The 18,496-nt window shown below is 63.3% G+C and carries 19 protein-coding genes and 1 tRNA gene; 4 read left to right on the top strand and 16 right to left on the bottom strand.

The genetic code is table 11. The annotated features are described in order from the left end of the window. The first annotated feature begins 12 nt into the window (after window positions 1–12). Window positions 13–1,221: a DUF445 domain-containing protein gene (locus tag ACS0VV_RS14585; RefSeq protein ID WP_483533565.1), complete on the top strand. Its 1,209-nt coding sequence runs from the start codon at window positions 13–15 to the stop codon at window positions 1,219–1,221. Here the strand turns inward: ACS0VV_RS14585 and ACS0VV_RS14590 are convergent. The 5 genes from ACS0VV_RS14590 to sucC form a co-directional block, all read right to left on the bottom strand. Beyond that, complete coding sequence (locus tag ACS0VV_RS14590) at window positions 1,218–2,135, bottom strand: hypothetical protein (RefSeq protein WP_483533416.1); 918 nt, start codon at window positions 2,133–2,135, stop codon at window positions 1,218–1,220. The two genes, ACS0VV_RS14585 and ACS0VV_RS14590, sit on opposite strands and share 4 nt — an antisense overlap. A gap of 47 nt (window positions 2,136–2,182) precedes the next feature. Continuing rightward, window positions 2,183–3,109 carry an electron transfer flavoprotein subunit alpha/FixB family protein gene (locus tag ACS0VV_RS14595; RefSeq protein WP_483533417.1) on the bottom strand — a complete coding sequence of 309 codons (927 nt, stop codon included), beginning with the start codon at window positions 3,107–3,109 and terminating at the stop codon, window positions 2,183–2,185. A 123-nt stretch (window positions 3,110–3,232) separates the two neighbouring features. Further along, on the bottom strand, window positions 3,233–3,979 hold the full coding sequence (locus ACS0VV_RS14600; protein WP_483533418.1) for an electron transfer flavoprotein subunit beta/FixA family protein: 747 nt from the start codon (window positions 3,977–3,979) through the stop codon (window positions 3,233–3,235). Between the two features lie 201 nt (window positions 3,980–4,180). Further along, window positions 4,181–4,417: a hypothetical protein gene (locus tag ACS0VV_RS14605; protein WP_483533419.1), complete on the bottom strand. Its 237-nt coding sequence runs from the start codon at window positions 4,415–4,417 to the stop codon at window positions 4,181–4,183. Window positions 4,418–4,442: 25 nt separating this feature from the next. After that, complete coding sequence (sucC, locus tag ACS0VV_RS14610) at window positions 4,443–5,642, bottom strand: ADP-forming succinate--CoA ligase subunit beta (protein ID WP_483533420.1); 1,200 nt, start codon at window positions 5,640–5,642, stop codon at window positions 4,443–4,445. 103 nt (window positions 5,643–5,745) lie between these two features. Between sucC and ACS0VV_RS14615 the strand changes: the two genes are divergently transcribed. Continuing rightward, window positions 5,746–6,528 (top strand): 3'(2'),5'-bisphosphate nucleotidase CysQ, encoded by a 783-nt coding sequence (locus ACS0VV_RS14615; RefSeq protein WP_483533566.1) that lies wholly within the window; start codon window positions 5,746–5,748, stop codon window positions 6,526–6,528. Between the two features lie 52 nt (window positions 6,529–6,580). Here the strand turns inward: ACS0VV_RS14615 and ACS0VV_RS14620 are convergent, their stop codons facing one another. Beyond that, a complete protein-coding gene (locus ACS0VV_RS14620; RefSeq protein ID WP_483533421.1) occupies window positions 6,581–7,261 on the bottom strand; it encodes a YiaD family glycine zipper/OmpA-like lipoprotein in 681 nt (226 codons plus the stop codon). A 199-nt stretch (window positions 7,262–7,460) separates the two neighbouring features. Here ACS0VV_RS14620 and ACS0VV_RS14625 point away from each other — a divergent pair, with 199 nt between their 5' ends. Then, window positions 7,461–8,753, top strand: coding sequence for a hemolysin family protein (locus ACS0VV_RS14625; RefSeq protein ID WP_483533422.1), 1,293 nt, complete (start codon window positions 7,461–7,463; stop codon window positions 8,751–8,753). A 298-nt stretch (window positions 8,754–9,051) separates the two neighbouring features. Here the strand turns inward: ACS0VV_RS14625 and ACS0VV_RS14630 are convergent, their stop codons facing one another. The 10 genes from ACS0VV_RS14630 to ACS0VV_RS14675 form a co-directional block, all read right to left on the bottom strand. Next, complete coding sequence (locus tag ACS0VV_RS14630; RefSeq protein ID WP_483533423.1) at window positions 9,052–9,462, bottom strand: DUF3035 domain-containing protein; 411 nt, start codon at window positions 9,460–9,462, stop codon at window positions 9,052–9,054. A 5-nt stretch (window positions 9,463–9,467) separates the two neighbouring features. Beyond that, a complete protein-coding gene (lspA, locus tag ACS0VV_RS14635) occupies window positions 9,468–10,025 on the bottom strand; it encodes a signal peptidase II (RefSeq protein WP_483533424.1) in 558 nt (185 codons plus the stop codon). Next, a complete protein-coding gene (gene ileS, locus ACS0VV_RS14640; protein ID WP_483533425.1) occupies window positions 10,022–12,892 on the bottom strand; it encodes an isoleucine--tRNA ligase in 2,871 nt (956 codons plus the stop codon). Before ileS ends, lspA begins: the two co-directional genes overlap by 4 nt. 266 nt (window positions 12,893–13,158) lie before the next feature. Further along, the gene (locus ACS0VV_RS14645) at window positions 13,159–14,085 is read right to left on the bottom strand and encodes a bifunctional riboflavin kinase/FAD synthetase (protein WP_483533426.1); all 927 of its coding nucleotides are present in this window, start codon (window positions 14,083–14,085) and stop codon (window positions 13,159–13,161) included. Continuing rightward, window positions 14,082–15,263 carry a dipeptidase gene (locus ACS0VV_RS14650; protein ID WP_483533567.1) on the bottom strand — a complete coding sequence of 394 codons (1,182 nt, stop codon included), beginning with the start codon at window positions 15,261–15,263 and terminating at the stop codon, window positions 14,082–14,084. The genes ACS0VV_RS14645 and ACS0VV_RS14650 overlap by 4 nt, the downstream gene beginning before the upstream one ends. Beyond that, complete coding sequence (locus ACS0VV_RS14655) at window positions 15,263–15,751, bottom strand: dihydrofolate reductase (protein WP_483533427.1); 489 nt, start codon at window positions 15,749–15,751, stop codon at window positions 15,263–15,265. The genes ACS0VV_RS14650 and ACS0VV_RS14655 overlap by 1 nt, the downstream gene beginning before the upstream one ends. Before the next feature lie 3 nt (window positions 15,752–15,754). Next, window positions 15,755–16,807: a 5-(carboxyamino)imidazole ribonucleotide synthase gene (locus tag ACS0VV_RS14660; RefSeq protein ID WP_483533568.1), complete on the bottom strand. Its 1,053-nt coding sequence runs from the start codon at window positions 16,805–16,807 to the stop codon at window positions 15,755–15,757. A 133-nt stretch (window positions 16,808–16,940) separates the two neighbouring features. Next, window positions 16,941–17,420, bottom strand: coding sequence for a 5-(carboxyamino)imidazole ribonucleotide mutase (gene purE, locus ACS0VV_RS14665; protein WP_483533428.1), 480 nt, complete (start codon window positions 17,418–17,420; stop codon window positions 16,941–16,943). Next, window positions 17,420–18,106 carry a 2,3-diphosphoglycerate-dependent phosphoglycerate mutase gene (gene gpmA, locus ACS0VV_RS14670; RefSeq protein ID WP_483533429.1) on the bottom strand — a complete coding sequence of 229 codons (687 nt, stop codon included), beginning with the start codon at window positions 18,104–18,106 and terminating at the stop codon, window positions 17,420–17,422. Before gpmA ends, purE begins: the two co-directional genes overlap by 1 nt. 48 nt (window positions 18,107–18,154) lie before the next feature. Beyond that, complete coding sequence (locus tag ACS0VV_RS14675; RefSeq protein WP_483533430.1) at window positions 18,155–18,310, bottom strand: hypothetical protein; 156 nt, start codon at window positions 18,308–18,310, stop codon at window positions 18,155–18,157. A gap of 89 nt (window positions 18,311–18,399) precedes the next feature. On the opposite strand from ACS0VV_RS14675, the gene ACS0VV_RS14680 reads away from it, so the two are divergent. Next, a tRNA-Thr gene (locus tag ACS0VV_RS14680) sits at window positions 18,400–18,474 on the top strand. The last annotated feature ends 22 nt before the right edge of the window (window positions 18,475–18,496 follow it).

Raw genomic sequence — 18,496 nt, forward strand, 5'->3', positions numbered from 1 at the left:
AAGGCGCGGCGGATGCGCATTACCGCGACTTTGCTGCTGGTGGCGATGGCGGCGGTGTTTGTCGGCTCGCACCAGATGCTCGGCGCGCATCCGGCTTGGGGCTATGTCAACGCCTTCGCCGAGGCGGCGATGGTCGGCGGGCTGGCGGACTGGTTCGCGGTGACCGCGCTGTTCCGCCACCCGATGGGCATTCCCATCCCGCACACCGCGATCATTCCTGCGAACAAAGACCGCATCGCCGACACGATGGCGACCTTCCTGCGCACCAATTTCCTCACCCCCGTCGTCGTGGCGCGGCGGATGCGGGCGATGAATGTGGCGAGCGCGGCGGGCGATTTCCTCGTCAGCCGGAGCGCGGGGGAGCAGGGCCGCATCCGCGCGGGCGCGGGGCAATTGCTGGTCGAACTGCTCGAAACGCTCGATCCCGACCGGCTCGGCCTGCAGGTGAAGGCAGGACTGGCACGGCAGGCTGAGAAGATGGACGTCTCCCCGTTGCTCGGGCGGCTGCTCGAAAGCGCGATAGCGGGCAACAAGCACCGCCCGCTGATCGACAGCTTCATCCGCTGGGCGGGCGTGACGCTCGAAGACAATGAGGACATGGTGCGCGACGTGGTGCAAAGCCGCGCCAATGCGGTGATCCGCTGGACGGGGCTCGACGGAAGGCTCGCCAATTCGGTGCTCGATGGCCTGTACAAGCTACTCGCCGAAATGCACGTCGATCCCGACCATCCGGTGCGCGGCAAGGTGGAGGAGGGCCTGGCGAAGCTGGCGCAAGACCTGCAGCACGATTCCGAAACCCGCGCCAAGGTGGAGCGGATGAAGAACGAACTGCTCGCCAATCCGGCGGTGGCCGATTGGTGGATGGGCGTGTGGGAGCGGCTGCGGCGCTCTTTGATCGAGAAGCTGCGCAATCCCGACACGGCGCTCAGCGGACAGATGGGCGACAGTCTCGCCGATCTGGGCAAGACGCTGCAAAGCGATCCGCGCCTGCAAGTCCAAATCAACCGCTTCGCCCGCCGCACTTTGGTGGGCGTCGCCAACCGCTATGGCGAGCAGATTGTCAGCCTCGTTTCAACGACGGTGAAGAGCTGGGACGCGAGCACGATAACCCTGCGCATCGAACGCGCCGTCGGCCGCGACCTGCAATTCATCCGCATCAACGGGACGCTGGTGGGCGGGCTGGTCGGGCTGACCATCCATGCGGTGATCGAGCTGGTTTAGAGGCTGCCGTCCGCATTCTGCCGGACAACCGCGACGAAGGTAATCTGCTGGAGCATGAAATCGGTCACCGGATTGCCTGTTGCATCCAACGCTACCTCGAACTCGGCATCTTCCATCAGCACATCGCAGGTGATCTCTTCCAGATCGCGACGCGCCATTTGCGTCACCAGATCGCAGCGAATGGCGTTGCCATTGCCATCCACAATCATGCGGACCGAAACCGGCCCGCGCGCCCATATGCTCGTCGCCTCGCGGCCATAGGCATGGCCCAGATCGCGGGTTACCTCGCGCATATTGGTTATGCTGGCATAGCGCTGGAAACGACCGCGTCCGCGCCAATCCACACCGTATTGGCTGAGCTGTTCCAGCGTGCAGCTGTTGAGCAGATCGAACACCTCGCCGACGGGGCCGGTATTGAGCACCAGGGGAGCATTATCCTCGCCTTGCACAACAAAGTGCCCGGTCCGGTCACCCCAATAGCGTTCGAGTTCGGCCATCGCGGCTTCGTCGCGGAAAGGCTGGCGGGCAAAGGCAAAGCCGTCTCGCTCGCCCATGCTCGCAGAATTGCGCTGTGCAATTGCGAGCATTGTACCAGTGGGCACAAAGCCTGCGGCCATTTCGTCCTCATGGCTGAAGCCGGAGCCGATCACCGCAAACTGCACCTCCAGAAAGGGTTGCAGCCTGCGCATGACGACAGTCACGCGTTCATTGCCATCACCGAATATCTGGCTCGCGGTGCAACCCGAATCGCGCGGCGTGATGCGCCATTCGCGCGTGGGGTTGAGGCCGCCGCCACTCTCGATCACCGCCTGCGCTTCGGCAGACAAAGGCTGCTCCGCGCCTTCCTGCGCGGATGCAGAGAGGGGAGCAAATGCGAGCGCGGCGCCAGCGGCGCCCAAAAGAAAATGCCTCATGCAGCGAACCTATCAGGCGCGCTGCATGAGGCAATAGTCTTTGAAAATCAGAGCTTGCTCGTCAATTCCGGCACGGCGGTGAACAGGTCTGCGACCAGACCGATATCCGCCACCTGGAAGATCGGCGCGTCGGGGTCCTTGTTGATCGCGACGATCACTTTGGAATCCTTCATGCCCGCCAGATGCTGGATCGCGCCCGAAATGCCGATTGCGACGTAAAGTTCCGGCGCAACGATCTTGCCGGTCTGGCCGACCTGATAGTCGTTCGGAACATAGCCTGCGTCCACTGCCGCGCGTGAGGCGCCGATGGCGGCGCCGAGCTTGTCGGCGAGCGGAGTGATATATTGCTCGAAAGTCGGCCCGTCCTTCAGCGCGCGACCACCCGAAACGATGATGCCTGCGCTCGTCAGCTCGGGACGGTCGGACTTGACCGCGTCGAGCTTCACGAACTGCGAAATCCCTGCATCGCCCGCGCCTGCGACGCTTTCGACCGCGGCGGAACCGCCCTCGGCAGCGGCCTTTTCAAAGGCGGTGGTGCGCACGGTGATGACCAGCTTCGCGTCAGAGCTTTCGACCGTCGCAATGGCGTTACCGGCATAGATCGGGCGCTTGAAGCTCTTGGGGCCTTCGACACTGATAATGTCGGACACCTGCATCACATCGAGCGTGGCGGCGACGCGAGGCAGCACGTTCTTGCCGGTGGTGGTGGCAGGGGCAAGCACCGCGTCATAGCCGTCCATCAGCCCCGCAATCAGCGGCGCTACATTCTCGGCAAGGCCGTTGGCGTAGGCAGCATCGCCCGCATGGAGAACTTTCGACACGCCAGCGATCTTCGCGGCGGCATCGGCGGCTGCCGACGACCCGGCGACGAGCACATGAACATCTCCGCCGAGCTTGGCAGCAGCGGTTATAGTAGCAAGAGTTGCATCAGCGATGGCATCGCCAGCGGTTTCAGCAAGGACAAGATTAGCCATTGTATTCTTTCCTCAAAATCCGTTCGCCCTGAGCCTGTCGAAGGGCTGCACTTCAATCTTTAAACCCCGGTCCAAAAGAAAGGACAGTCCTTCGACAAGCTCAGGACGCGCGGGGGATGTGTCTTACGCCACCCCGAGCGCTTTGAGTTTGGCGACCAGCGCGTCCACATCGGCGACGATCTCGCCCGCCTTGCGCACCGGCGGTTCGGCCACGTGGGTGGTGGTGAGGCGCGGGGTGGTGTCCACGCCGTAATCGGCGGGGGTTTTGACCGCGAGTTCCTTCTTCTTCGCCTTCATGATGTTGGGCAAGCTGGCATAGCGCGGCTCGTTCAGGCGCAGATCGGTGGTGACGATGGCGGGAAGCGAAAGCTTCACCGTTTCCAAGCCGCCATCGACTTCGCGGGTAACGCTGACGGAATCTCCGTCGACACTCACTTCACTGGCGAAGGTGCCTTGCGGGCGGCCCATCAGCGCGGCGAGCATCTGGCCGGTCTGGTTCGAATCATCATCAATCGCCTGTTTGCCGAGCATCACCAGTCCCGGCTGCTCTTCATCGGCGATGGCTTTAAGGATCTTGGCGACCGCCAGCGGCTCAACCGCATCCTCGGTTTCCACCAGAATCGCGCGGTCTGCGCCCATGGCGAGCGCGGTGCGCAGCGTTTCCTGCGCCTTGGCCGGGCCGACGCTGACCGCAATGATCTCTTCCGCCTTGCCCGCTTCCTTCAGCCGGATCGCCTCTTCCACGGCGATTTCGCAGAACGGGTTCATGCTCATTTTGACATTGGCGAGATCGACGCCCGAGCCGTCCGCTTTGACGCGCGGCTTCACATTGTAATCAATCACCCGTTTGACGGGGACGAGAATTTTCATCGCTGTGCCCTCTCGTGATTCGGCCCTCTCCGAGCCCAAAGGTATGCCGCTTATGTAAACGACTTGACGTATACGTCAAGCAGCATTGGCCTGCGCCTTGTTCCTTGCCCTGAAAGCACTAGGGCCGCAATTCCGAATTGGAAATGCGGCCCTTTGTGTGTGCGGCAATGTGTAAGAATGGCTAAGATGCTGGCGACAAAATCAGCTCGCCTCCCGCCGGTCCAACTCGGCCTGCAGCCGCTCAATGGTCTGCGCCGCTTCGGCCCGTTTGGCTTCGTCGGCATTGTTTTTCACGACCATGCGCGCAAAGGCGATGTTCTGCTTCAACTGTCCCTTGGACAGCGTGGAGAGATCATCGGTGGACGACGCTTTCGAAAAGCTCTTCAGAACCAACACCATGGCGACCGCCACAACGATCAGCAAAAGCACCTGTACCATGCCGAACTCCTGACCGGCCCTGAAGTTACGCCGCTTCTTTCACCTCGGCGACGATCTTCTTCGCAGCGTCGCCCAGATCGTCGGCGGGGATGATCGGCAGGCCGCTATTGGCGAGGATATCCTTGCCCTGCTGAACATTGGTGCCTTCGAGGCGGACGACCAGCGGCACGTCGAGTTCGACTTCCTTGGCGGCGATCACAATGCCCTCGGCAATCGTGTCGCAGCGCATGATGCCGCCGAAAATGTTCACCAGAATGCCCTTCACCGCCGGATCGGACAGGATGATTTTGAACGCCGCGGTCACCTTCTCGGTCGTCGCACCGCCGCCCACATCGAGGAAGTTGGCGGGGAAGGAGCCATTGAGCTTGATGATGTCCATCGTCGCCATGGCAAGGCCCGCCCCATTCACCATGCAGCCGATATCGCCATCGAGCTTGATGTAAGCGAGATCATACTTGCTCGCTTCGACTTCCATCGGGTCCTCCTCGGTCTCGTCGCGCATGGCTTCGATATCGGGGTGGCGGTAGAGAGCATTCGAATCGAAGCTCATCTTGGTGTCGAGCACCAGCAGTTCGCCGCCGGCGGTCTCCACCAGCGGATTGATTTCGAGCATATCGCAATCGAGCGCCGTGAAAGCAGTGTAAAGCTGGCTCGCCAGCTTGGCCGCTGCCTTGGCGAGCGCGCCTTCCAGCTTCAGCGCATTGGCCACCGCGCGGCCGTGATGCGGCATAAAGCGGGTGGCGGGATCGATGGTGATGGTGGCGATCTTCTCCGGCGTCGAATGCGCGACTTCCTCGATATCCATGCCACCTTCGGTCGAAACGATCATGGCGACACGGCTGCTCGCGCGGTCGATCACCATGGAGAGGTAATATTCCTTGGCGATATCCACGCCATCGGTGACGTAGAGCCGGTTGACCTGCTTGCCCGCATCGCCGGTCTGCACCGTTACCAGCGTGTTGCCGAGCATTTCGGTGGCGTCCTTGCGCACATCGTCAACGCTCTTGGCCAGCCGCACGCCGCCCTTGGCATCGGCGGGCAGTTCGGCAAACTTGCCCTTGCCGCGGCCGCCTGCGTGAATCTGCGCCTTCACCACATAAAGCGGCCCGGGCAGCTTCTCCGCCGCTGCCACCGCTTCGTCCACGCTCAACGCCGGATAGCCGGTGGGCACGCCGATACCGAATTTGGCGAGCAGTTCCTTGGCCTGGTATTCGTGGATGTTCATTGGGAAACCTTCATTGTCGAAAATGGAAAATGCTGCGCTGCGCTAAAGCATCATCGCCGCGCGCTTGCAAACGCTACATTCGTCGATCATCTGGCAGGCCGATATGATCGATACGATGCGCCTTGAACAGATTTGCCGCGAAGCGGGCCATATGGCGTTGGGCCGGTGGCCGGGCGCGGGTCACGAGCTGAAAAGCTGGGAGAAAACGCCCGGCAGCCCTGTGTGCGAGGCCGATCTGGAAGTCGACGCTTTTCTGAAGCGCGAACTGGGCGCGCTGCTGCCTGCCGCAGGGTGGCTGTCCGAAGAAACCGCCGATTCGGCAGAGCGATTGGATGGCGGACTCGTCTGGCTGGTCGATCCGATTGACGGGACGCGCGATTTCATTCGCGGACGCAGCGGCTGGGCCGTGTCGGTCGCGCTGGTGAGCGGCGGGCGGCCTTTGCTCGGTACGCTGGTGGCACCCGCGCGCGGCGAGGTGTGGTCGGGCGTTGCGGGCAAGGGCGCGTGGCTTAACGGCAAGCGGCTGGTGGCGAGCACGCGGAGCGAGTTTTCCGGCGCGCGCGTGCCCGCCGATTCGCTGGCCAAGGAAGACCGCGATCTGGCGATGGTCGAGAAACCCAATTCCATCGCGCTGCGCGTGGCCATGGTAGCCGATGACCAGGCCGATCTGGTGGCGACCCTGCGCTGGGGCTACGAATGGGACATCGCCGCTGCCGCTCTGATCGCGAGGGAAGCGGGAGCGCGGGTGACCGACGCATTCGGCAATCCGCTCGCCTACAACAAGCGCGATCCGCGCGCTTTTGGCCTGCTGGTATGTGCTGCGGCGATCCACGGCGCGGCGGTCGAGCGGCTGGCGGAGCGGGCGGCAACCCTCTCGCGCCAATAAAAAAGGGGCGCCCCGCAGGACGCCCCTTTCTCTCTCTTGCTCTAGCAAGCTGTTAGTAGGCCGCGTCTACATCAGCCTGCGTTACCGGCGTGATACGGATTTCTACGCGGCGATTGGCTGCGCGGCCTGCATCGGTCGTGTTATCCGCCACCGGATATTGCTCGCCATAGCCGATCGTCTCGATCCGGGCGCGGGCAACGCCGCGCGAGACGAGATAGTTCGCCACCGATTCGGCACGGCGGCGCGACAGATCGAGATTGTAGCTGTCACTTCCCGTCGAGTCGGTATGCCCCATCACGTCGATCAGGCTGTTGGGATAGTCGATCATGCTCTGCGCCACGCCGTCGAGCACTTCGCGCATGGACGGGGTGATCGTGGTAGAATTGACCGCAAAAGTCACATCGGGGAAGGTCACCAGAATGCCATCACCGCCCGGCGTTTCGGTCACATCGACGCCGGTGCCGGCGGTGACTTCCTCGATCTCGCGGATCTGCTCATCCATGCGGTAGCCGACATAGCCGCCCGCCGCTGCGCCGATTCCTGCACCGACAATGCGCGCGGTGCGCCCGCCGACAATCCCACCGAGCAGATAGCCCAGGCCCGCGCCGCCGATGCCGCCAATGGCCGCGCGTGAAATGACCTGGTTGCCGGTGTTCGGATCGGTCACGCACGCGGTGGTCGTGCCGATCAGCGCAACCGCTGCCACGCTCGTCGTCAAAAATTTCTTGGTCATGGTATCCAGTCCTCCATCTCTCGCCCTGACTGCATCCAGATAACAGGATTGCGCCAGAGTCCCAACATGGCAAATAAATGATGAACGCTGGCAGACGTTCCCGTAACTTTGTGTATCCCTGCGCAAACTTCGCTCGTCTGCACGCTTTGTGCGCTGCCTCTTCGCTTGCCCGCCGCTTTCTGCTAGCGCCGCAATCCTGATGGAACCTTTTCCCTGGCATTACCTTGCCGCGCTCGTCTTCCTGATCGTTCTCAACGGCGTGTTTGCCATGTCGGAGCTGGCCATTGTCTCGGCACGCACCGCGCGGCTGCGCATGGCGGCAGACAAGGGCAGCGGTAGCGCGCGCATTGCCATGCGGCTGGCTGCCGATCCCGGCAAATTCCTTTCCACCGTGCAGATCGGCATCACCCTGATCGGGATTATCAATGGTGCCGTGTCGGGCGCGGCGCTGGGCGAGCCGGTGGGCGCGCGGATCGCGCAGTTGGGGGTGGACGAGGATATTGCTGACAATATCGGCTATGTCGTGGTGATCGGCGTCACCACCTATCTTAGCCTCGTGATCGGCGAGCTCGTGCCCAAGCAGCTTGCCCTGCGCGCGGCGGAGCCGGTGGCGATCATCATGGCGCGGCCGATGGATATGCTGGCGCGCATTTCCAAACCCTTCGTCTGGCTGCTCGATACCTCGTCCAACTTGCTGCTCGCCCTGCTGCGCATCCGCCACAAGGGCGATCACAAGATGACCGCGGAAGAGCTGCAGATGATCTTCGCCGATGCGACGCATACCGGCGTGATCGAGGAGCAGGAGCGGGCGATCCTGTCGGGCATTATGCGGCTGCAAGACCGCCCCGTTCGCGAAGTGATGACCCCGCGCACCGAAATCGACTGGCTGGAAGCCGATGCCGATGAAGACACGATCCGCAAGGCCATCGGCGAATCGCCGCATTCGCTTATGCCGGTGATCGAGCGGGAGGCGGACAAGGTGATCGGCGTGGTCAAAGTGCGCGAAATCCTCGCGCTGATGGTGGCCGGAGAGCCGGTCAATCTGGTCGGCCTCGCGCGCAAAAGCGAAGTCGTGCCCGACCAGCTCGATGCGTTGGACGCGCTCAAAGTGCTGCAGCAATCGGGCACCGGCATGGCGATGGTGCATGACGAATACGGCCATCTGGACGGTATCGTCACCAATGCCGATATCCTCGCCGCGATTGCGGGCAATTTCGCCAGCCATCAGGACGAAGGCGACACGCCGATGATTACCGAGCGCGAGGACGGCTCGCTGCTGGTTTCGGGCGCGCTGGCAGCGGACGATCTTGCCGACCGGCTGGGCCTCGAATTCCCCGAAGGCCGCGAATTCGCCACCGCTGCGGGATACGCGCTCTACGTGCTCAAACACCTGCCCACCGAAGGCGAGCACTTTACCGACCAGGGCTGGCGCTTCGAAGTGATCGATATGGACGGGCGGAAGATCGATAAGCTGCTGGTTAACAGGCAGTAGTGAGTAGGCAGTAGGCAGTAGGGGGTAGATGTTTGTTTGCGAACCCGCATCCGCGGGTTCGTCCTCGGTGCTATTCGCTCCGCGGGGACTTCGTTCCCGCTGCGCGGCACCTGCGGGACGCGCGCGTGCGCTCGGTCGTCGCCTGCGGCTCCGATCTCACTGCTTCAAAATTGACAAAGTGCTGAGATCGGCTGCGGCCAGCAGCCGACAAAGGGCGACTGCCCGCCCGCAGCGGGCGCGCAGCGAAGCGGAGCGCGTCTAGCGAGGACGAAGCCGCGGATGCGGCTTCGCAAACAAATCAACCAGGAATCACAACCCGAGCCGCCTGGCCGTCACCCTGCGGGGCGGCGAGGATTGTGCGGACTTCGGTGCCCTTGTTCACCGTGAAGGTGCCTTCGTCGCCAATCGCCGAGCGGATTCCCGGCTCTGCCAGACCCGCCAGTTCGAGCGCGCGCGTTTCCACGGCCGAACGTTGCTGCGGGCCGCCGAACAGGGCTTCCAGCGCCTGCTCGCTCGCCGTGCCTTCGACCGGTCGCGGAGCGCCGGGTTGCGGGGGCACGAGGTGGAAATCGGGCGGCACCACCAGCGGGGCCTGCCGCTGCACGGCAAATTCGTCGGGCCGCTCACGGTTGGCAATGTCGATACCGCCACACGCGGTCAGGGCGCTGGCCGCGCCGGCGACGAAAAGGATGCGGGTGAATTTGGCCATGGGTCTTAACTCTCTCGGCCCTCTGCAGAGGGGCTCGCGTCAGGTGTCTCGTGTGTGGCCTCTTGGCCGTCATCCTCTTTCTCGCGGATGAACAGCGCGCGGGCAAGGATAATCACAACGCCAATGGTGATAGCAGCATCGGCGACGTTGAAAATAAGGAAGGGGCGGAAGTCCCCGATATGGAAATCGGCATAGTCGACCACGTATCCGAAGCGATATCGGTCAACGATATTGCCGAGCGCGCCGCCGAGGATGAGGCTCAATGCGATGATGTCGCCCAGCAGCTTCTCGCGCATCATCCACACCGCCACGACCAGCGCGATCAGCGCGGTGACGCCGACGAGGATCCAGCGCATTTCCATGCTCGTCGCCTCGAACATACCGAGCGAGACGCCGTAATTGTTGGTGCGGGTGAAGTCGAAAAAGGGCAGCAGCGGGTAGTTCTCGCCCATCTGGTCGAGCCCCAGCGTGTTGACCACAAAGTGCTTCATCCACTGGTCAGCAACAAAGATCACCGCCGCAATGGCGAGGCCGATGGCGCGAAATTTGCCGATCTGGGTCATGATGCAGCATCCATTGCGGTTACGACCGTTTCGCAGCGATGACACAGATCGCCGTCTTCGCCAACTTCGGGCAGCAAGCGCCAACAGCGGCCGCATTTGGCATCGGAGGATTTGGTGACACTCACGCTCTCCCCATCGCCCAGCGTCACTGTGCCGGTGATGAACAGCTCGGCGAGATCACTCGTGGAGAAGCCTTCGGGCACGGCGCTGGCGGGCACAGTGACTTCGGCTTCGAGGCCGGAGCGGATGGTCTTTTCGCGCCGCAGCGGTTCGATGGCTTCGGTGACCCGCTCGCGCAGGGCGCGCAGTGCATCCCAGCGAGCGGTGTCCGCATTCCCAGCAGGCACTTCAGGCCACTCCAGCAAATGCACGCTTCCCGCATCGGGATAGCGCGTCCCCCACACTTCCTCGCTCGTGAACACCAGCACCGGCGCGGCGTAGCGGATCAGGGCGTGGAACAGCGTGTCGAGCACAGTGCGGTAGGCGCGGCGCTCCAGCCCCATGGGCGCGTCGCAATAGAGCCGGTCTTTGCGGATATCGAAGAAGAAGGCCGAGAGGTCTTCATTGGCGAAATCGGTCAGCGCGCGGGTGTAGGCGTTGAAATCGAACGCATCGACCGCGGCGCGCAGCTTGCCGTCCAGTTCGCCCAGCAGGCCGAGCATATACCGCTCCAGCTCGGGCATCTCCCCCACATCCACCCGCTCCGCATCGGTAAAGCCGTCGAGCGCGCCCAAGAGATAGCGGAAGGTATTGCGCAGCTTGCGGTATTGGTCGGCCACGCCTTTGAGGATTTCCGGCCCGATGCGGTGATCCTCGGTGTAATCGACGCTCAGCGCCCACAGGCGGATGATGTCGGCACCGTATTCCTCCATCACTTTCAGCGGATCGACCGTATTGCCCAAGGATTTGGACATTTTGCGCCCGTCTGCCGCCATCGTGAAGCCGTGGGTCAGCACCGCTTTATACGGCGCGCGGCCCCGTGTGGCGCAGCTTTCGAGCAGGCTCGACTGGAACCAGCCGCGATGCTGGTCACTGCCTTCCAAGTAGAGATCGGCCGGGCTTTGCAGATCGGGCCAAACCCCGCTTTCGAGCACGAAGGCGTGGGTGGAGCCGCTGTCGAACCACACGTCGAGAATGTCGGTGACCATCTCGTAATCGTCGGGATTGCGACCTTCCCCTAGAAAATGCGCGGCATTTTCTTCCGACCAGCCATCGACGCCGTCGGCTTTCACTGCGGCGACGATGCGCGCGTTGACTTCCGGGTCGACCAGATATTCGCCGCTCTTGCGATCGACAAACAAAGTAATCGGCACGCCCCATGCGCGCTGGCGGGAAAGCACCCAGTCGGGGCGGCCTTCGACCATCGAGCGGATGCGGTTCTGGCCCTTTTCGGGCACGAAGCGGGTTTCCGCGATGGCGGTGAGGGCGGTTTCGCGCAAGGTTGCGGTGTCCGCTGCCTGCACGCCCAGCGCAATCGCGCCGCCGATGCCGCCCAGTGGGGCCACATCGAAATCGAACGCACCGATGGGACTATCCATCGGCACAAACCATTGCGGGGTGCAGCGAAAGATGACCTTCGCCTTGCTCCGCCAGCTATGCGGATAGGAGTGCTGGTAATCCGCCGAAGCGCTCAGCAACGCGCCTGCCGCGCGCAGGTCTGTGCAGATCGACCCGTCCGGCGCGTTGAACTTGGGGTTGATGACCGAACCCTGCCCGCCGAGCCAGCCCCAATCCTCGCGGTAACGCCCGTCGGCATCGACCACGAATTTCGGATTGATGCCGTGCGCCTTGCACAGATCGAAATCGTCCTCGCCATGATCGGGCGCCATATGGACGAGGCCGGTGCCGCTGTCGGTGGTGACGAAATCGCCGGGAAGCATGGGTCGGGGCTCGGCAAAGAACCCGCCGAGATGGTGCATCGGGTGGCGGACTACTGAGCCTTCCAGATCCGACCCTTTGAACGCGACCAGCGGCTGACCATCGGGATCTTCGTTCTCAAGGCCTGTGCGCCGTTCGAACTCGGCAACGAGATCGGTGGCGAGGATGACCTGAATGGTCCGCTCTTCGCCCCGCATTATGTAGCGGCCGTATTCAATGTCGGGCCCAAAAGACAGGGCTTGGTTTACCGGGATTGTCCAGGGCGTCGTTGTCCAAATTACCGCGAAACTCCCGATCAAGTCGGGGGCATTTGGCGCTTCGGTGATGGCGAACGCCACATCGATCTGCGTCGAGGTGATGTCCTCATACTCGACCTCCGCCTCGGCCAGCGCGGTCTTCTCCACGGGCGACCACATCACCGGCTTCGCGCCGCGATAGAGTTGGCCGCTCTCGGCAAACTTCAGCAATTCGGCGACAATGCCCGCCTCGGCCTCGGGGGCCATCGTCAGGTACGGCTTGTCCCATTGGCCGGTGATACCGAGCCGCTTAAACTGCTCGCGCTGCACATCCACCCATTCGGCGGCATACTGGCGGCATTCGGCGCGGAATTCGCGCGGCGGAACCTCGTCCTTATTCTGTTTCTTCTTGCGGTAGGCTTCTTCCACCTTCCATTCGATCGGCAGGCCGTGGCAGTCCCAGCCGGGAACATAGGGCGCATCCTTGCCGAGCAGGCTCTGCGTGCGCACAACCGCATCCTTCAGCACCTTGTTGAGCGCGTGGCCGATATGGATATTGCCATTGGCGTAGGGCGGGCCATCGTGCAGCACGAATTTCTCGCGCCCCTCACGCGCGGCGCGCAGCCGGCCGTAAACATCCTCGGCTTCCCACCGCGCCAGAATGCCCGGCTCCTTCTGCGGGAGCCCGGCCTTCATGGGGAAATCGGTCTTCGGCAGGAAGACGGTGTCTCGGTAGTCGCGCTTTTCGCTCATAGGTTGCGCGCCTTAGCGGCGGCGTGGGCTTTGGGCAATTTCGTTTATTGTTATGCGGGGTGGGGGCGGGGGCGAGAGGGAAGTTTTCACACGAAGACAGGAAGCCACGAAGAGGGCAGCGCACAATCGCGCCGCAGGCGTCTCGTAATTTTCCCGCGCAGAGAACGCAGAGGGCGCAGAGAATGGAGCGCAACCTCTCCGTGTCCTCTGCGCTCTCTGCGCGCATTCAACCGGGATGCCCGGCTGCGCCGCGAAAGGGTTTCCCTTCACCCGTCCAGCAACGCAAGCGCTGCGTCGCAATCGCGTTCCATCTGCGCGGTGAGATCGTCGAGGCTGTCGAACTTCGCTTCGGGCCGCAGGAAGTGGTGGAAGGCCACGTCCAGCTCTTCGCCATATAGATCGCCAGCAAAGTCGAAAAAGAACGGCTCCAGCAATTCCTTGGGCGGATCGAATTGCGGGCGGATGCCGAGATTGGCCGCGCCTTTGAGCATTTGCCCGGTGGAAAGCACGCGCCCCGTCACCGCGTAAATGCCGAAGCGCGGGCGGATATAGGCGCCCATGTCGATATTCGCCGTCGGATAGCCCAGCTCGCGCCCGCGCTTGTCGCCATGGATAACGGTGCCGCGCACGGTGAAGGGGCGGGAGAGCAGCGCGGCGGCGGTCTGCGGCTCGCCCGCCTTCAGCGCATCGCGGATGCGGCTAGAGGAGATCACCTGCCCCGCATCGCCCACCGGACTGATAGCGCGCGCGGCAATCCCGCAGGTCAAGCCGACCTCGCGCAGCACTTCGACATTGCCGCCGCGCGCTTTGCCAAAAGTGAAATCCTCGCCCGTCACGACGCCGCCCGCGCCGATATGGTGGCCGAGCAGATCGCGCACGAAGCTCTCCGCCTCCATCGCCGCCAGTTCGTCGCCAAAGTCGAAGACGAGCATCGCATCGGCCCCTGCGGCGGTGAACAGCTCCTCGCGCTGGTCGAGGCTGGTGAGGCGGAAGGGCGGGACGTGCGGCGCGAAATGGCGGACGGGGTGCGGATCGAAAGTGGCGACGATGGCGGGGCGGCCCTGCGCCCTGGCCCAGTTCACCGCCTCGGCCACAACGTGCTGGTGGCCGCGATGGAAGCCGTCAAAATTGCCGAGCGCGACAATCGCGCCGCGCAGCGCCTCTGGCACGGACTCGCGGTGGCTAAGCCTCACGCGCCTTGCTCCATAGGCGCAATCCCTTGGCGCAGCACGCGCAGCGCATTCAGCCCCATGATCGCGCGGATCTCGTCCTCGGAGAAACCGTCATCCAGCAGCGCCTGCGTAATCTGCACCAGATGCGCAGTATCAAACCCGACTTCGACCGAGCCGTCATAATCGCTGCCCAGCGCAACGTGCTCCACCCCCACCAGATCGGCGATATGCCGCATCGCCGCGACAATCTGCGCGGGCGACGTGCCGCACACCGCGCCGTCAAAATAGCCGACGCCAATCACTCCGCCGGTCGCCGCGACGCCGCGAATCTCGTCGTCGGAAAGGTTACGGTTGGTGGCGCAGGTCGCCTGCACCCCGCCATGGCTGGAGACGACCGGACGGCGCGCCAGCGCCAGCACTTCGGCGACGCATTGATGGCTGCAATGGGCGATATCGACCACGATACCCAGCCGCTCCATCTCCCCCACGATTTCGCGCCCGAACGGGGTGAGGCCGCCCTTGGCCTCGCCATGCATCGATCCGGCAAGCTCGTTATCGAAGAAATGCACCAGCCCCGCCATGCGCAGCCCGGCATCATACAGGCGCTGGAGATTGTCGCCGTCGCCCTCCAGATTGTGCAACCCCTCGACCGAAAACAGCCCGCCGATGGGCCGCCCGGTCGCGTCACGCTCTGCCAGCATGGCGTCAATATCCGCAGGCGTGCGGATCAGGCGCAGCGCATCGGGCGCGCGGGCGGCGGCATCGTCCAGCCGCGCGGCGTGATACATCGATCGCTGGAACGGCGAGAACCACGTCTCGTATGGCTGCAACTGGCCGATGGCGAGCAGCGTGATATTGTCGCGCGCATCGGCGGAATTGCGATCAAAATTGAGCCCGGCAGGCGATTTGGTGACGCTGGAGAAGACTTGCAGCGCCACATTGCCGTCGATCAGCCGCGGCAGATCCATATGCCCGCGTCCGGCGCGTGCGATCGGGTCGCGCTTCCACATCAGCGTGTCCGAATGCAGATCGACAATGGTGAGCGTAGCGTGCAGCGCGCGCGCTTCCTCCGAGATTTCGGGCAGCGGCGCGTCGGCGATCTCGTTCATGCTGCGCTCGGCAATGCCGGGAGCAAAGGCGAAGAAACCCGCCAACGCGACGACGAGGAACATCGCGGTGAATTTGAGGATTTTGCCGATCACGCGCGCCTCCGGTAGCTGACGAAGTGGAAGGCGGGATGGGTGTCGCTGCCCTCATGCGGGACGCGGGCGATCTCTTCCCACGCGGGATCATCGGCGGGGGAGCGCATGAAGGTGTCACCCTCGATATCGCCAAGCACTTCGGTCAGCTCGAAATGCGTGCCATGCTGCCAGAACAGGTCGAACACCTCCGCACCGCCAATCACCGCGACATCCTCCTCGCCCGCCAGCGCCAGCGCATCCGCGACCGAATGCACCACTTCCGCGCCCTCGGCCTGCCAATCCTTCTGCCGTGTCAGCACGATATGGCGGCGTCCGGGCAGCAGGCCGGGCAGACTCTCGAAAGTCTTGCGGCCCATCACCATCGGCTTGCCCATGGTGAGCTTCTTGAAGCGTTTCAGATCTTCGGAAATCGCCCAGGGCAGCGTGCCGTCGCGGCCAATCACGCCATTGCGCGCCCGCGCGACGATCAGGAGCATTTCGCGCATCGCTCAGCCAACCCGCGTGATATGGCCCATCTTGCGCCCGTCGCGCGCCTCGGCCTTGCCGTAGAGATGCAGATGCGCGCGCGGATCGGCGAGGTGGCGGTCGGTGCGCAAGGCGACATCGCCGATGAGGTTCTCCATCACAATCCGCTCCGCCGTGCTGGACGTATCGCCCAGCGGCAGGCCCGCCACCGCGCGGATATGGTTTTCGAACTGGCTGGTGACCGCGCCCTCGATGGTCCAATGGCCCGAATTGTGCACGCGCGGGGCCATTTCGTTGAAGACGGGGCCGTTGGCGGTGGCGAAGAATTCGCAGGTCAGCACGCCGACATAGCCGAGCTTTTCCGCGATCCGGCTGGCAAGGCTGCGCGCCGCCTCCACCTGCGCGCCGACAATCGCCGGAGCGGGCAGCACGCTGGTCGCCAGAATGCCGCCTGTATGCGTGTTGTGGGTCGAATCCCAGAACCGCACCGCGCCATCCCGCCCGCGCACCAGAATGACCGAAAACTCGGCCTCGAAACGCACCATGCCTTCATAGACGCAGCCGCTCGCCGGGATGCGGATGCCCAGCGCATCATGCGCGCTGTCGATGCGCCACTGGCCCTTGCCGTCATAGCCGTCACGGCGGGTTTTGAGGATGCCGGGCGTGCCGACCTGCTCCACCGCATCGGCCAGATCAGCGTCATAATCGACCTGCGCGAAAGGCGCGGGGCGCCCGCCGAGGCTTTCGACAAAGCGTTTCTCGCTTATGCGGTCCTGCGCCACTTCGAGCGCACTGGTGCCCGGCGCAAGCAAGCCTGCGGGCAGCGCGGCGAGCGGTTCGACCGGCACATTCTCGAATTCATAGGTGATCGCATCGCAGCCTTGCGCGAAAGTGGCGAGCGCATCGCGATCATGCCACGCGGCGTTGGTGAACTGCGCGGAAACCTCGGCGGCAACGCTGTCGGCTTCGGGCGCGAAGATATGGCAGCGAAAGCCTAGCTGCGCGGCAGACATGGCGAGCATCCGGCCCAGCTGGCCGCCACCGAGAATGCCGATTGTCGATCCGGGAGCTAGCAAAGAAACCCCGCTCATCCTGAGCCTGTCGAAGGATCGCCCTTCCACTTCTGCGTCCGCTATAAGAAAAAGCGATGCTTCGACAAGCTCAGCATGAGCGGTAAGTGGGGAAGCTCAGGACGAACGGGGGTGGCGATTAGTCTGTAGGCTGCTCTGCCACCTTGTCGGTTTGTGCCTTACGCCATGCCACGAGCCGCTTACCCAGTTCCGCATCCCCCAGCGCCAGAATACTCGCCGCCAGCAGCCCCGCATTGGTCGCGCCCGCTTCGCCAATCGCCAGCGTTCCGGTGGGAATACCGGCGGGCATTTGCACGATGGAGAGCAGGCTATCCATGCCGTTCAGCGCCTTCGACTTCACCGGCACGCCGAGCACCGGCAGATGCGTCAGCGCGGCGATCATGCCGGGCAGATGCGCCGCGCCGCCCGCGCCCGCGATCACGACTTTGAAGCCTTCCTCCGCCGCGCCCTTGCCGAAGGCGTGCAGCCGGTCGGGCGTGCGGTGGGCGGAGACGATGCGCGCTTCGTAGGATACGCCCAGCGCATCGAGCACATCGGCGGCGCATTGCATCGTCGGCCAGTCGGACTGGCTGCCCATTACGATTGCAACATCGGCCATTAGCTGTCCTTCAGATAGTAGCGTTCACCCGGCACCATATTGGCATCGAAATCGTAAACAATCGGCTGGCCGGTTGGGATTTCGAGGCCAGTGATTTCGTCATCCGAAATGCCCGAGAGGTGCTTCACCAGCGCGCGCAAGGAATTGCCATGCGCGGAAATGATCACCGTCTCGCCCTTGGCGAGCTCGGGCAGGATGGTGCTTTCCCAATAGGGCAGAACGCGCTCGATCGTGAGCTTGAGGCTCTCGGTCTGCGGTACGTCGATCCCGGCGTAACGCGGATCGCCGGAGAGATCGAACTCGTTGCCCTTTTCCAGCGGCGGCGGGGGCACGTCAAAGCTGCGGCGCCAGATCTGCACCTGTTCTTCCCCATGCAGCTCGCGCATTTCGTCCTTGTTGAGGCCGGTCAGCCCGCCATAATGCCGCTCGTTCAGCCGCCAGTCCTTGGTTTCGGGAATCCACAGCCGCCCGCATTCCTCCAGCGCCAGATGCAGCGTCATGATGGCCCGCTTCTGCACGCTGGTGAAAGCGAGTGTGGGCAGCACGCCTTTTTCTTTCAGCAGCCGACCGGCAGCGCGTGCTTCCTCCACGCCCTTTTCGGTCACATCGACATCCCACCAGCCGGTGAAGCGGTTGGCGAGATTCCACTCGGACTGGCCATGGCGGACGAGTATCAGCTTGGGCACGTGTCGGTTTCCCCGTTATTGAACCAATTATGCGGCGGGTTAGCCGCCTCAATCGGGCTTGGCCAGAGACGATTTGGGTGGCGATTCCGGCGGTGATTCGTCGCGCATCGCCTTCGCCTGCGCTTTGCGGCGCTTCAGGTTTTCGCGCAATTTGGCTGCCAGACGCTCTTCCCGCGACAGATTTTTGCGTGTGTCTTCACTCATGCGCAAGGCAATGGCGCTATCGCAGGAAAGGTTCAAGCATCGCTTGACAATCGCCGCCTTCGCAACGATAGGCGCGCGTCTTGATCGGCGCCGCGGTAGCTCAGTGGTAGAGCGCACCCTTGGTAAGGGTGAGGTCGAGAGTTCAATCCTCTCTCGTGGCACCATTCTTGTTTTTCGAAAGCGCCT

It is taken from the genome of Aurantiacibacter sp. KMU-128 (assembly GCF_056933515.1).